The 14,121-nt window shown below is 61.8% G+C and carries 9 protein-coding genes; 2 read left to right on the forward strand and 7 right to left on the reverse strand.

What is annotated here, in order from left to right; translation table 11 throughout:
• The 7 genes from WHX55_RS21950 to WHX55_RS21980 form a co-directional block, all read right to left on the reverse strand.
• Positions 1-3,228, reverse strand: a complete 3,228-nt coding sequence (locus tag WHX55_RS21950) for a transporter substrate-binding domain-containing protein (RefSeq protein ID WP_353741308.1) — start codon at positions 3,226-3,228, stop codon at positions 1-3.
• Positions 3,229-3,855 (reverse strand): response regulator transcription factor, encoded by a 627-nt coding sequence (locus WHX55_RS21955; RefSeq protein ID WP_150725745.1) that lies wholly within the window; start codon positions 3,853-3,855, stop codon positions 3,229-3,231.
• Between the two features lie 107 nt (positions 3,856-3,962).
• The gene (locus WHX55_RS21960) at positions 3,963-4,364 is read right to left on the reverse strand and encodes a chemotaxis protein CheY (protein WP_150753191.1); all 402 of its coding nucleotides are present in this window, start codon (positions 4,362-4,364) and stop codon (positions 3,963-3,965) included.
• 127 nt (positions 4,365-4,491) lie between these two features.
• On the reverse strand, positions 4,492-5,208 hold the full coding sequence (locus tag WHX55_RS21965) for an MgtC/SapB family protein (RefSeq protein ID WP_150725743.1): 717 nt from the start codon (positions 5,206-5,208) through the stop codon (positions 4,492-4,494).
• 150 nt (positions 5,209-5,358) lie between these two features.
• Positions 5,359-8,073, reverse strand: a complete 2,715-nt coding sequence (gene mgtA, locus WHX55_RS21970) for a magnesium-translocating P-type ATPase (protein ID WP_353741309.1) — start codon at positions 8,071-8,073, stop codon at positions 5,359-5,361.
• Between the two features lie 569 nt (positions 8,074-8,642).
• Positions 8,643-9,980 carry a SidA/IucD/PvdA family monooxygenase gene (locus tag WHX55_RS21975; protein ID WP_353741310.1) on the reverse strand — a complete coding sequence of 446 codons (1,338 nt, stop codon included), beginning with the start codon at positions 9,978-9,980 and terminating at the stop codon, positions 8,643-8,645.
• Positions 9,981-10,113: 133 nt separating this feature from the next.
• Positions 10,114-10,596 carry a sigma-70 family RNA polymerase sigma factor gene (locus tag WHX55_RS21980; protein ID WP_150753194.1) on the reverse strand — a complete coding sequence of 161 codons (483 nt, stop codon included), beginning with the start codon at positions 10,594-10,596 and terminating at the stop codon, positions 10,114-10,116.
• A gap of 372 nt (positions 10,597-10,968) precedes the next feature.
• On the opposite strand from WHX55_RS21980, the gene WHX55_RS21985 reads away from it, so the two are divergent.
• Together WHX55_RS21985 and WHX55_RS21990 are read left to right on the forward strand one after the other, a co-directional pair.
• Positions 10,969-12,141, forward strand: coding sequence for an efflux RND transporter periplasmic adaptor subunit (locus WHX55_RS21985; protein WP_353741311.1), 1,173 nt, complete (start codon positions 10,969-10,971; stop codon positions 12,139-12,141).
• Positions 12,142-14,115, forward strand: a complete 1,974-nt coding sequence (locus tag WHX55_RS21990) for a MacB family efflux pump subunit (protein ID WP_353741312.1) — start codon at positions 12,142-12,144, stop codon at positions 14,113-14,115. It begins immediately after the preceding gene.
• Positions 14,116-14,121 lie beyond the last annotated feature (6 nt).

Genomic DNA, 14,121 nt, shown 5'->3' on the forward strand with positions numbered 1-14,121 from the left:
TCAATCCTGCCCCAGGCGCTGGTCCAGGCGGGCCATGGCTTGCTGCAACTGGTCGACGGCGTCGTCGATCAGTGCCGCGCGGCCGTCATTGCACGCCTGCTCCAGTTGTTCGCAACACTCGACCAGGGCAAGCGCTCGCACCATCAGCGCCCCGCCCTTGATCCGGTGTGCCAGCGTCTGCAGGCCCGGGCGATTGCCGCCGGCGTGCAAGGCCAGCAAATGCACGCGGTCCTCGCGGTTGGTCAGCGCCAGATCGTGCATCAGTTGATCGATCAGCTCACGGTCCGAATCCACATAGCGCTCCAGCCCGCTCAAATCGAATTCGGCGAAGCCATGGTCGTCGATTGCCGCTGGGGGTGCGCTGGAAAACCGCTGGGCCAGCCACGCCTGCAAATCCACCAGGCGAATGGGTTTGAACAGGCAATCGTCCATGCCCGCGGCCTGACACCGGGCTTTCTCCTCGGCCTGCGCATTGGCGGTAAAGCCCAGAATCAGCGTCGGCGACAGCCCCTGCACCCGCTCTTGCTCACGTATCGCGCCCGCCAATTCATAACCACTGAGCACCGGCATGTTGCAGTCGGTAATGACCAGGTCGAACCCGTGCCCGCGCCACTGTTCAAGCCCCTGTGCCCCGTCTTCAGCCAGCACCACACGGTGGCCCAGGTAGCTCAGCTGCCGCGAGAGCAAGAGGCGATTGGCCGGATAATCGTCGACCACCAGAATCGACAACGCCCGGGTGGTGAGCTGCGCCGGATCCTGGGACGTCCCCCCTGCGGGTAACGCTTGCAGGGCGGGCAGCACCAGGCTGATGTCCACCCGCGTCCCGCGCCCAGGCTCACTGTCGAGTTGCAACTGGCCGCCCATCGTTTCGCACAGGGTACGACTGATCACCAGGCCCAGGCCGGAACCTTGCCGGGCTGTCTGCTGACTGTTTCCCGCCTGCACGAACGGGCTGAACAGGCGTTGCTGGTCGAATGCGCTGATGCCGATGCCGCTGTCTTCGATCTGTACGCTGACGGCGAGGTGCGCCGGTGCTTGAGGCCGCACTCGCAGCATCAGGCTCACCTGGCCTTCCCGGGTGAACTTGATCGCATTGCTCAGCAGATTGGACAGCACCTGTTTGAAGCGCGTGGGATCGAGCATCACGTCGCGGTCGCTGTGCTCGTCGAGCTCGACCCGCCACTGCAGATTCTTCTGTATCGCCAACCCTTCGAAAACCCGGCAGACCGACGTCACCAGCGCGTGCAGATTGACCCGCTCCGGCGCCAGCAACAAATGCCCGGATTCGATCCGGGCGACATCCAGAATGTCGCCGATCAAATCCAGCAACTGCTGCCCGGCGTTGGACGCCACCTCGATGGCGGCGCGGTCGGTCTCCCCCTCATCGGCCCGTTTCAGCGCCAGTTCGAGCATGCCGATCAACGCGTTCATCGGTGTGCGGATTTCATGGCTCATGGTGGCCAGGAACGTGGTCTTGGCCCGGTTGGCGTCGTCCGCTGCGTCCTTGGCTTCCTGCAATTGCCCGAGCAATTGCTGACGCTGGCGAATCTGCCGCCGCTGCCAGACGATCCCGGCCAACGCGAGCAACAGCAAGACACCCGCCACCGCAAACGCCTGCACGATCGCCTGCCGGTGTCGCAGCCAGTAACTCTGCTCGACCATCGCGTCATAGCGCCAGGGCTGGGTCAGCTCGTCAATTTCTTCGGGAGGGATGCTCAACAGCGCCTTGTCCAGGATCGAATGCAGTTCGGTGGCCTCGCGACTGGTCGCCAGGGTGCTTCGTGCCGGGTCGGTGCCCACGGTGCTGGTCACTTGCAGGCGATCGCGATACTGCCGGGAAATCAGGTAACGGGCGCTGATCAAGGAGTTGATGCCGCCCTGGGCCTTGCCCTGGGCGACCATTTCCATGGCGTCCGTCGACAGTGGCGCATCCACCCGCTGGATCAGCGGGTAATGCTGGCGAATGTACTCGCCGGCAATGTTGCCCTGGGTCAGCGCCAGGGTTCTCCCCGCCATGTCATCCAGCGTCCTGGGGCTGTCCGTGTCCACGTGGGTCACCAGTACCGAAGGGCTGCTCAGAAACGACCGGGTGAACAGCAGTTGATCTTCACGCTGGGAACTGAGGCCGATTCCGGCCAGCACATCGATCTGCCCGCTGGTGATGCCGGTCATCATCTCGGCCACCGACTTCATGCCGCGGATGTCAAATTGCAACCCGGTGCGCAAACTGATTTTCGTCAGCACATCGATGCCAATACCGCGAAACTTGCCTTCGCTGTCGATAAATGAAATCGGCGGGATATTTTCGTTGATCGCGACCCTCACCCGCGGGTGGCGTTCGAGCCAGTGCTGTTCGGCCACGCTCAATTGCAATGACTGGGTGCCGGGGATAGACACCCCGTTTGCCCCCCAACGACGCAGGATGTTCATTTGTTTATTGGTGGTGACGACTGCCAGCGCCTTGTTGACGACACGTAATAGCGCAACGTTGTCGCGGGCCATCGCAAAGGCAAAACGCCCGGACTCCATGGGCGAGAAGTCCGTCAGTTGCACGTTGTTCAGGTAATTCTTGCTGATCAGATAATGGGCATTGATCGCATCGCCCAGATAGACATCGGCCTGGCCGAACGCCACGGCGCCCATCGCCGCCAGTGTCGAGGGAAACAGCTGGACCTGCGCTTTGGAATAGAACTGTTGCACGCTGTATTCGGGCAAGTAGTGATACAGCATCACCAGCCGCTTGCCGGCCAGTGTCGGGTCGAGCACCGGAGGGAAATCGGTACGCGTGACCAGCACCGGTTGATCGACCGCGTAGGCGCTGGACATCTGTAACAGCGGATCTTCGGCTTCAAATCGATTGGCCGTTCCCAGCAGGTCTGCCTGCCCTTCCTTGATGGCCTGCACCGCGGCGGCCCGCGACGGATAACGTTGAACCTCGATGACGACGTTCAACAATTGTTCGAGCAACCCGGCGTAATCGGCTGTCACGCCTTCGAAGACCCTGCCCGCCGTGTTGAACTCGAAGGGAGGATAGTCCGGCGCCGAGACCGCCAGCACCAATCGGCCTTTTTTCTCTAGCCAGTGCAATTCGGTTTCCGTCCACCTGACGCTCAGGCCTTCGGCACTCGAGCGTCCCAACAGGGTCAACGACTGTTGCGCACAGACCGTCGATGCCCAGAGAAGAAGGCCAATCAGCAACCCGCCTGCCAGTCGTCGGAGAGCGTTCATTCAGATCAAATGATTGCGCAGGGCGAAATCCCTCAAGTGCACCGACGAGCTCACATTGAGCTTGAGAGTGAGTCGGGTCTTGTAGGTACTGACGGTCTTGTAGCTCAGGTGCATGATCTCGGCGATTTCCAGGTTTTTCGAACCCCGGGCCAGGTACTGCAGAATGGTCAACTCACGATTGGAGAGCCTGTCGATCAACTGCTTTTCACTGCGTTGCAACTCCCCCATCGACACGGAGCTCGAAGGGATCTGGGCGAAATAGGTATAGCCGGCCATCACGGAGTTCACCGCCGCCTTCAAGTCATCCAGGTCCTTGCTCTTGGAAACATAAGCAACAGCCCCGGCACGCATGCAGCGGTCCTGATAGAACTGGGCCTCCAGCGAGGTGAACACCACCACGCGACATCGCGTGTTTTCGGCCTTGATACGGTCCATCACCTCAAGCCCCGCCACACCAGGAAGACCCAGATCAAGCAGCACGACATCCGGTTGATGCTCCCGGATCAACGCCAGGACCTCATCGCCTCGGGAGGCCTCGTAAATCTGCTTGAACCCTTCGCCCTTGAGTACGAGTTTGATCATGGAGCGAACCACCGGATGATCTTCCACAATCAGTGCTGACTTCATGACAACTCCCGTGCAAAAAACACGATCGGGCAAAAAATGCCCTCCAGGCACCGCAGCGGCTAGGCACAACGCTGCGCATAGACTTTTGCATGGAAGGCTGGAAAGAACTACCTGACAGAAATGACAGTTCCGACGAACGGTAGCCGGCGATCGACGGTGCTCATCAACTGCGTAATGGACGCCAGGTCCGGCAGAGCGGCCTGGCTGACCTGGACGTTGCCCGCGACTGGCGGCAACGGCGCCTGCTGCTCATTAAAGATGAAGACGTGATGAACCTGCGGGTTGTCGGTAAAGAAATTCAACAGGTCCAGCGCTCCGCTGGCCATCGCCCCATTGACGAGCACCAGATCCAGAGGCTCGCAACCGTACTCCACCAGCGGAAGGAGCTCGTCGAGGCTCTGCACCGGAGCCACCCGAAAATAGCCAAGCTGGTTGAACAGCCGCTCGATCCGCAGGCGGTTGAAGTGCTGCGCATCGGCGATCAGGATGCGCAGGGATTTGTTCGGCAAGGTGACCTCCAAAAGGATGTCGGTTTCAAGAGGTCGCAAAGCCTACGGAAGACCGCCCTAGGTTTATGTAGGAATATTCCCAAATAAATGCCGGTTTGTCTGACTCTTGCCAGGGAAACCCTGGCCTTTACTCCGTGGTACTCGGACTCCAGAACGCCTGCACCACCAGGGTCGACATCGAAATCCGTGCCACCAGCGCATCCAGTTCATCACCATCGACCGAGGTGGTCGCCAGGGTGGCTTCGATTTCAATTTCATCGGTGCCGAAGGCGTGCACATCGACATCGCTGGCCGGATAGTTGCTGCGTTCCAGCTCGGCTTCGAGCAAGGCCAGCACGGTTTTCTGCTGGGTGCGCCGGGCGATGACATAGACGATGTTGGTGACTTCCGCCGAAATCACATCCAGCGGCTGACGGTTGATGTTGTTGACGATCGGCCGCAGCAGCGTGTTTGCCGCCAGCACAAACAAGGTGCCAAGCAGCGCCTCGGCCAGCAGGTCGGCACCGGCGCAGGCACCGACCGCCGCCGAGGTCCAGAGCGTGGCAGCCGTATTGAGGCCGCGCACATTGCCCTCTTCGCGCATGATCACCCCGGCACCGAGAAAGCCGATGCCGGAAACCACGTAGGCTACGACCCGCACGGCGCCTTCGGCACCGGCGAGCCGGTTGGCCATGTCGACGAAAATCGCCGCGCCCACCGCCACCAGCACATTGGTGCGCAGGCCCGCGGTGCGCTGCCGGTACTGGCGCTCGAAACCGATCAGGCCACCGAGGATGAAGGCCGCGCTGAGGCTGACCAGGGTGTCGAGCAGGGAGGTCAGGTTGAGATTGTTAAGTGCTTGCATGATGAATTCCTTGAAAAACATACGCCCCCCTGTGGGAGCGAGCCTGCTCGCGATGACGGCGGCACATTCGACATTTATGGGACTGACCCACCGCTATCGCGAGCAGGCTCGCTCCCACAAGGGCTGCGTTGATTTGCCAGCCTTGCGGCTTTATTGCCAGCCAAACCGGCGAATGTAGAACCCCTTCACCGCCTGGGTCAGCGCCATGTACGCCAGCAGGATCACCGGCAGGAACACGAAGTACAGCGATGGCAACGCCTGCAACTTGAAGTAATGCGCCAGCGGTCCCATCGGCAGGAAAATCCCCACGGCCATGATCAGCCCGGTCATCACCAGCAACGGCATGGCCGCGCGGCTTTGCAGGAACGGGATCTTCGGCGTGCGAATCATGTGCACGATCAGGGTCTGGGTCAGCAGCCCGACCACGAACCAGCCGGACTGGAACAGGGTCTGGTGATCCGGGGTGTTGGCATCGAACACGTACCACATCAAGGCGAACGTGGTGATGTCGAAGATCGAGCTGATCGGTCCGAAAAACAGCATGAAGCGCCCGACATCCGCCGGCTGCCAGCGCTGCGGTTGCTTGAGCATTTCCTCATCGACGTTATCGAACGGGATGGCGATCTGCGAAATGTCATAGAGCAGGTTCTGCACCAGCAGGTGCATCGGCAGCATCGGCAGGAACGGGATGAACGCACTGGCCACCAGCACCGAGAACACGTTGCCGAAGTTCGAACTGGCGGTCATCTTGATGTACTTGAGCATGTTGGCGAAGGTCCGGCGCCCTTCCAGCACGCCCTCCTCCAGCACCATCAGGCTCTTTTCCAGCAGGATGATGTCGGCCGCTTCCTTGGCGATGTCCACGGCGCTGTCCACGGAAATACCGATGTCGGCGGTGCGCAGGGCCGGGGCGTCGTTGATGCCGTCGCCCATGAAACCGACCACATGGCCGTTGCCCTTGAGCAGACGGACGATGCGTTCCTTGTGGGTCGGCGTCAGCCTGGCGAAGACGTTGGTGGTTTCCACCGCTTTCGCCAGCTCGGCATCGCTCATGCGTTCGATGTCGTTGCCCATCAGCAGGCCTTGCTGTTCCAGGCCGACTTCGCGGCAGATCTTTGCCGTCACCAGTTCGTTGTCGCCGGTCAGCACTTTCACCGCCACGCCATGGGCGGCCAGGGCCTTGATGGCCGGTGCGGTGCTTTCTTTCGGCGGATCGAGAAACGCCACGTAACCGATCAGCGTCAGTGCCTGTTCATCGGCCAGGCTGTAGGTGTCGCGGCCTTCGACCATTGGCTTTGCCGCTACCGCAACCACCCGCAGGCCTTCGGCGTTGAACATGGCCGTGACCTGGCGGATTCGCGCCAGCAGGTCTTCGGTCAAGGCTTCATCGACTTCGCCGTGACGCACCCGCGAGCAGACCGCCAGCACCTCTTCCACCGCGCCCTTGCAGATCAGCAGGTGCGGTTGATCACGCTCGGCGACCACCACCGACATGCGCCGGCGGGTGAAGTCGAACGGAATCTCGTCGACCTTGCGAAACGCCGTGCCGACTTTCAGCTCACGGTGGATCTCGACATGTTCGAGCACCGCCACATCCAGCAGGTTTTTCAGGCCGGTCTGGTAGTAGCTGTTGAGGTAGGCCATTTCCAGCACGTCATCCGAGTCGTTGCCCCAGACGTCGACGTTGCGCGCCAGGAAGATCTTGTCCTGGGTCAGGGTGCCGGTCTTGTCGGTGCACAGCACGTCCATGGCGCCGAAGTTCTGGATGGCGTCCAGGCGTTTGACGATGACTTTCTTGCGCGACAGGAACACCGCACCCTTGGCCAGGGTCGATGTGACGATCATCGGCAGCATTTCCGGGGTCAGGCCCACGGCAATCGACAGCGCGAACAGCAACGCTTCGGTCCAGTCGCCCTTGGTGAAACCGTTGATGAACAACACCAGCGGCGCCATCACGAACATGAAGCGGATCAGCAGCCAGCTGACTTTGTTGACCCCGGTCTGGAACGAAGTCGGCGCCCGGTCGGTTGCACCCACGCGCTGGGCCAGGGCACCGAAATAGGTGCTGTTGCCGGTGGTGAGGATCACCGCCATGGCCGTGCCGGACACCACGTTGGTGCCCATGAACAGGATGTTGTCCAGGTCCAGCGGGTTGAGCGTGTCGCGGTCCTGCTGGCGGGGAAATTTTTCCACCGGCATCGATTCACCGGTCATGGCCGCCTGGCTGACGAACAGGTCCTTGGCGCTGAGCACCCGGCAATCGGCGGGAATCATGTCGCCGGCCGACAACACGATCAGGTCGCCCGGCACCAGTTGCCTGATCGGCAATTCGATGCGCTGCGCGCCGCGGTCCTCAAGGTCCCGGCGCATCACCGTAGCGGTGTTGCTGACCATGGCCTTGAGGGCATCGGCAGCCTGGTTGGATTTGGTTTCCTGCCAGAAGCGCAGCAAGGTCGAGAGCACCACCATGGAGAAAATCACGATGGCGGCTTTCATGTCTTCGGTCAGCCAGGAGATGACCGCCAGCAACGTCAGCAGCAGGTTGAACGGATTCTTGTAGCAGTGCCACAGGTGGGTCCACCACGGCAGCGGCTGTTCGTGCTCGACTTCATTGAGGCCGAATTGCTGGCGCAGGGCATCGGCTTCGAACTCGCTCAAGCCGTCGGTGTGACTGCCCAGGGTGTTGAGCAATTGACCGGTGTCGCTGCCGGCAGCGGCCACCAGGGTTTGCGCCAGGGTAGGCGGGACTTCACGGCTGACCGTGGTGTCGGTGAAGGTTTCCAGCAACGCCAGGCGACGGAAGTGCCGGGCTATGTGGCGGTTACGCAGGAAGCCCGCGAAGAATTCCTTGAGGGTATTTTTCATGGCTGGTGCCCCTTTGGTCAGCCGGGAAACCGTCGAGCAGGCAGGTCCACGCCGCTGCCGCCGGAACAACCGGCAAAGCAAGGCCTGGCGCGCCGGTCACGAATGACAGGCGTGTCGATAGAGCGGCGGCCACGACAAAAAGTCGAAACCACGCACTGTTCAGCGTCGATGAGAGGGACGTCGGGACATGGCCGGGACCGGCCATGATCGGGATGCCGCTGCTCGCTTGTCGGCGAGACAACGGCACAGGAGACTGCGCGTTATCTTGCCGAGAAAATGCCGGTTACCGAGACCGGCCGACAACTGTCACTCGAACAAGTACCCACTGTGGGTCTCCGTAATGGATGAAAACGCGCGAAGCTTACGCCTCGAAGTTTGGAGAGTAAACCCGTTACAAAAGCTTGCAGGGGGAATCGCGGGGATCTTCAGGAAGGGTTCAGCTTTCAAAAACTGTGATGCTTTCAATGACCCCATCGCGAGCAGGCTCACTCCTACATTGGTCCTGTGAACACCGGTCCATTGTAGGAGCGAGCCTGCTCGCGATGGCGGCCTTACAGACGCAGCAAATCTCAGCTCGCCGTCGCCAACAACAAATCCACCACCGACCGCCCATGCCCGCGATGCTTGCCATGCTCATACAACGAGCCGGCAATCTCATCGGCACGAATCGGCAGGATCGACAGCAAGGTGTCGCTCAGCCCATGGCTGGCCTGGCAAAAGCCCTGCATGTAGAGGCCGGCCTTGCAGCGTTCATCGGTGATCAGTTTGTAGTTGCGATCGACCTCGAAATCGCCCAGGTACTCTTCCAGCGGTGCCAGCAGCTTGCGGTGCATCTGCCGCTCGTAGCCGGTGGCCAGCACCACGGCGTCGTAGTGACACACCGAGATTTCGCCGGTGGCATTGTTGCGCAACACCAGTTCGATACCCCGTTCGTTGGCCGTGGCTTTTTCGATTGTGGTCAGGGTGTGGAACGCATGACGGGCGATGCCCGAGACCTTCTGCCGATAGAAGATGCCGTAGATGCGCTCGATCAGATCGATGTCCACCACCGAGTAGTTGGTGTTGTGGTACTCGTTCACCAGTCGCTCGCGCTCGCTGTCTGGCTGCTGGAACACCAGGTCGGTGAACTCCGGCGAGAACACTTCGTTGACGAAGGGGCTGTCGTCGGCCGGCTTGAGTGCCGAGCCGCGCAGGATCATGTCCACCTGCACCGATGGGAAGCTGTCGTTCAGGTCGATGAAAGCTTCTGCCGCGCTCTGCCCGCCACCGATGATCGCAATGCTCATCGGCTGGTTGTCCACACACGGCTGCTTGGCCATCTGCGCCAGGTACTGGGAATGGTGGAACACCCGACCGTCATCCTTGAGCGCCTTGAACACCTCGGGAATACGTGGCGTGCCACCGGCGCTGACCACCACCGAACGGGTGGTGCGCACCTGTTGATGTCCGGTCGCATCGCGGGAAATCACCCGCAACGCCTCGACCTGATGGTTGTGCAGCACCGGCTCGATGGTCAGCACTTCTTCGCCGTAGCGGCTTTGCGCGGTGAACTGCCCGGCGACCCAGCGCAGGTAGTCGTTGTACTCCATGCGGCACGGATAGAAGGTGCCCAGGTTGATGAAGTCCACCAGGCGCCCGTGGGCCTTGAGGTAATTGACGAACGAGTAAGGGCTGGTCGGATTGCGCAGGGTCACCAGGTCCTTGAGGAAGGAAATCTGCAACTCGCTCTGGGTCACCAGGGTGTTGCCGTGCCAGCGGTAGTCGGCCTGCTTGTCGAGAAACAGCACATCCAGGTTGCCCTGGCTCGCCCCGCGCTCTTGCAGCGCGATGGCCAGTGCCAGGTTCGACGGGCCGAAACCGACGCCGATCAGGTCGTGAACGAGGGGCGAAGCAATTGCCTGTGTCATTTCCAGTGTCCTCTGGATGTTCCCCTCAAAGACGGGGCATTGAACCTAAGTGACCTGACCCGCCAAGGGCCGCACAACAGGTCGTCTGTTGAGTAGGAACGAGGACCGTGAAAAAAAATTTAACCGCGCAGGATCACTGGGCGTCCCACTGTCGCATGCGTATACGGCAATGCTTCATGGCATTGACTATGTGCTTCTCGACCATTGCCCGGGAAATGCCCAGTTGTTCGGCAATCTGCGGATGGGACAGGCCTTCGATCTTGCGCAGCAGGAAACTCTCGCGGCACAGCCTCGGCAACTCCGCCAAGGCCCGCTGGAGCATGTCCAGGCGCTGGCCATGATCAAGCACGTTTTGCGGCGAAGGAGTGAAATAGCGCTCCTCATTATCGAGCACGTCCAGAGGTTCGGCCTGACGCAGGGTGTTGCGTCGATGGTCATCGATAACCAGGTTGAGGGCGGTGCGATAAAGGAATGCCCGGGGCTGCTCGATCGGCGTATCACTGGAGCGCTCCAGGACCCGCAGATAAGCGTCATGCACCACATCTTCGGCCACCTGACGGTTGCCCAGCCTGGCGTTCAGGAAACACACCAGTTCGCGATAGTAGTTTTCCAACATGACTCCCGTCCGCACGGGGGTGCGGTTTCTGTCCTTGAGCCGGTTCGGCGACCGCTGAATCACACAGTGGCACGATAGTGGCAGTTCGAGACGCGTAATTTATAGTAATTCTCATATAGATTTAAAGTACTGCTTCAACTTGCCCGATAAATTGTCTCGATCCCTGTAGGAGCGAGCCTGCTCGCGATGGTCGTGAACGATGATGCGCACTTTCTGATTTAACGCGTCGTCCTCGCGGCCATCGCGAGCAGGCTCGCTCCTACAGGGTTTGTGTTGTCGGCTAAATTCTCTGCTCCGTTCAACGTCTACAGGACAGCTTCCCGTCTCTGCGCCGCTCAACGACGGGCCGATATCCTTTGGCCGGAACCCCGAATGAAACGCTCCCGACAGACCCGACGCGCCCTGCTTGCAGCACTTTGTCTGATCCCCGTGGTTGCCGTCGCCGCCTGGCAGTTCATCCCGCCGGGCCGCGACGGGTTCGCCACCGTCCAGGTCAGCCGCGCCGACATTGAAAGCAGCGTCACGGCATTGGGCACCTTGCAACCGCGGCGTTATGTCGACGTCGGCGCCCAGGCGTCCGGGCAGATCCACAAGATCCACGTGGAGGTCGGCGACGTGGTCAAGGAGGGCCAGTTGCTGGTGGAAATCGACCCGTCCACGCAACAGGCCAAACTCGATGCCGGGCGCTTCTCCGTCGAAAATCTCAAGGCGCAGCTGCAGGAACAGCGGGCGCAGCACGACCTGGCCCGGCAGAAATACCAGCGTCAACAGAACCTTGCCGCCGGCGGCGCCACCCGTGAAGAAGACGTGCAGACCGCCCAGGCCGAACTCCGCGCCACCCAGGCACGGGTCGACATGTTCCAGGCGCAGATCCGCCAGGCCGAAGCCAGCCTGCGCAGCGACCAGGCGGAGCTCGGCTACACGCGGATTTATGCGCCGATGGCCGGCACCGTGGTCGCGCTGGATGCTCGCGAAGGCCAGACCCTCAATGCCCAGCAGCAAACGCCGCTGATCCTGCGCATCGCCAAGCTGTCGCCGATGACCGTGTGGGCCGAGGTCTCGGAGGCCGACATCGGCCACGTCAAACCCGGCATGCACGCCTGGTTCACCACCCTGAGCGGTGGCAGCCGGCGCTGGACCAGCACCGTGCGGCAAATCCTCCCCGTCCCGCCCAAGCCACTGGACCAGACCAGCCAGGGCGGCGGCAGCCCCGCCAGCGCCAGCAAAAGCGGGAGTGCCCGCGTGGTGCTGTACACCGTGTTGCTGGACGTCGACAACGCCGACAACGCCTTGATGGCGGAAATGACCACCCAGGTATTTTTCGTCGCCAATCAGGCGCAGAACGTACTCACCGCACCCATCGCCGCCCTGCAGGCCGGCACGCAGACAGACCGGCAGACCGCGCAAGTGGTCGCCAGCAATGGCAGCATCGAGCAGCGCAATGTGCGCACCGGTATCAGCGACCGCCTGCGGGTGCAGATCCTCGACGGCCTGCAAGAAGGCGATCACCTGCTGATCGGCCCGGTCGACGGGAGTGGCGGCTGAATGCACACGCCCCTGATCGACCTTTCGGACATCCGCAAAGCCTACGGCGGTGGCGACGCGCCTGAAGTCCACGTGCTGCGTGGCATCGACCTGTCGATCCATGCCGGGGAGTTCGTGGCGATCGTCGGCGCTTCCGGCTCCGGCAAATCGACGCTGATGAACATCCTCGGCTGCCTCGACCGCCCGACCTCGGGCGAATACCGCTTCGCCGGGGAAAACGTCGCGGCGCTGGACAGTGACGAACTGGCCTGGCTGCGGCGTGAAGCCTTCGGGTTTGTGTTCCAGGGCTACCACCTGATTCCATCCGGTTCGGCCCAGGAAAACGTTGAGATGCCGGCGATCTACGCAGGCTTACCCGCCGCCGAACGCCACGCCCGCGCCGCCGCCCTGCTCGACCGCCTCGGCCTGGCGTCGCGCACCGGCAACCGCCCCCATCAACTCTCCGGTGGGCAACAGCAACGGGTGTCGATTGCCCGCGCGTTGATGAATGGCGGCCACATCATCTTGGCCGACGAACCCACCGGCGCCCTCGACAGCCACAGCGGCGGCGAGGTCATGACCCTGCTCGACGAACTGGCGAGCCAGGGCCACGTGGTGATCCTCATCACGCACGACCGCGAAGTGGCGGCCAGGGCCAAACGCATCATCGAAATTCGCGACGGCGAGATCATCAGCGACAGCGCCCGGGACAATCCCGCCGCGCAAAACTCGGCCAATCCCGGCGCCCTGCAAGCCGTCGATTTGCGCAGGCGCCTGAGCGAAGGCGCCGAAGCCACCGGCGCCTGGAAAGGCGAATTGGTCGATGCCGTGCACGCGGCGTGGCGAGTGATGTGGATCAACAAGTTCCGCACCGCACTGACCCTGCTCGGGATCATCATAGGCGTGGCTTCGGTGGTGGTGATGCTGGCCGTCGGCGAAGGCAGCAAGCGCCAGGTGATGGCGCAGATGGGCGCGTTCGGTTCCAACATCATCTACCTCAGCGGTTCGGCGCCCAACCCGCGCACACCCATGGGCATCGTCACCCTCGATGAGGTCGCCGCGATTGCCAGCTTGCCCCAGGTGATGCGGATCATGCCGGTCAACGGCCAGGAGGCCGGGGTGCGCTTTGGCAACCTCGATCACTTGAGCTACGTCGGTGGCAACGACACCAACTTCCCGGCCATTTTCAATTGGCCGGTGGTCGAAGGCAGCTACTTCACCCACGCCGATGAACAGAACGCCGCGGCGGTCGCGGTGATCGGGCACAAGGTGCGGACCAAACTGCTCAAGGACGTGGCCAACCCGATCGGCCAGTACATCCTGATCGAAAACGTACCCTTCCAGGTGGTCGGCGTGCTCGCGGAAAAAGGCGCCAGCTCCGGCGACTCCGACAGCGACGACCGCATCGCCATCCCCTACTCCGCCGCCAGCGTTCGGCTGTTCGGCACCCACAATCCCGAGTACATCGCCATCGCCGCCACCGATGCGCGCAAGGTCAAGGAAACCGAAAAAGCCATCGAGCAACTGATGCTGCGCCTGCACGACGGCAAGCACGATTTCGAACTGACCAACAACGCGGCGATGATCCAGGCCGAGGCGCGCACGCAAAACACCCTGTCGCTGATGCTCGGCTCGATTGCGGCGATTTCGCTGCTGGTGGGCGGGATCGGCGTGATGAACATCATGCTCATGACCGTGCGCGAGCGGACTCGCGAGATCGGTATCCGCATGGCCACCGGTGCCCGCCAGCGCGACATCCTGCGCCAGTTCCTCACCGAAGCGGTGATGCTCTCGGTGGTGGGCGGCCTCACCGGGATCGCCCTGGCACTGATCGTCGGTGGCGTGCTGATTTTCAGCGAAGTCGCTGTCGCGTTCTCCCTGATAGCGGTGCTGGGCGCCTTCGGCTGCGCCCTGGTCACCGGTGTCGTTTTCGGCTACATGCCGGCCCGCAAGGCTGCCCGACTCGACCCGGTCACAGCCCTTACCAGTGAATGATCGATT

Origin of the sequence: Pseudomonas fluorescens (genome assembly GCF_040448305.1) — a bacterium.
GTDB lineage: Bacteria > Pseudomonadota > Gammaproteobacteria > Pseudomonadales > Pseudomonadaceae > Aquipseudomonas > Aquipseudomonas fluorescens_BH.

Coding starts and splice junctions, on each gene's coding strand:
- WHX55_RS21950 (WP_353741308.1), bottom strand. CDS start 3,228: ATGAACGCTCTCCGACGACTGGCAGGCGGGTTGCTGATTGGCCTTCTT.
- WHX55_RS21955 (WP_150725745.1), bottom strand. CDS start 3,855: ATGAAGTCAGCACTGATTGTGGAAGATCATCCGGTGGTTCGCTCCATG.
- WHX55_RS21965 (WP_150725743.1), bottom strand. CDS start 5,208: ATGCAAGCACTTAACAATCTCAACCTGACCTCCCTGCTCGACACCCTG.
- mgtA (WP_353741309.1), bottom strand. CDS start 8,073: ATGAAAAATACCCTCAAGGAATTCTTCGCGGGCTTCCTGCGTAACCGC.
- WHX55_RS21975 (WP_353741310.1), bottom strand. CDS start 9,980: ATGACACAGGCAATTGCTTCGCCCCTCGTTCACGACCTGATCGGCGTC.
- WHX55_RS21980 (WP_150753194.1), bottom strand. CDS start 10,596: ATGTTGGAAAACTACTATCGCGAACTGGTGTGTTTCCTGAACGCCAGG.
- WHX55_RS21985 (WP_353741311.1), top strand. CDS start 10,969: ATGAAACGCTCCCGACAGACCCGACGCGCCCTGCTTGCAGCACTTTGT.
- WHX55_RS21990 (WP_353741312.1), top strand. CDS start 12,142: ATGCACACGCCCCTGATCGACCTTTCGGACATCCGCAAAGCCTACGGC.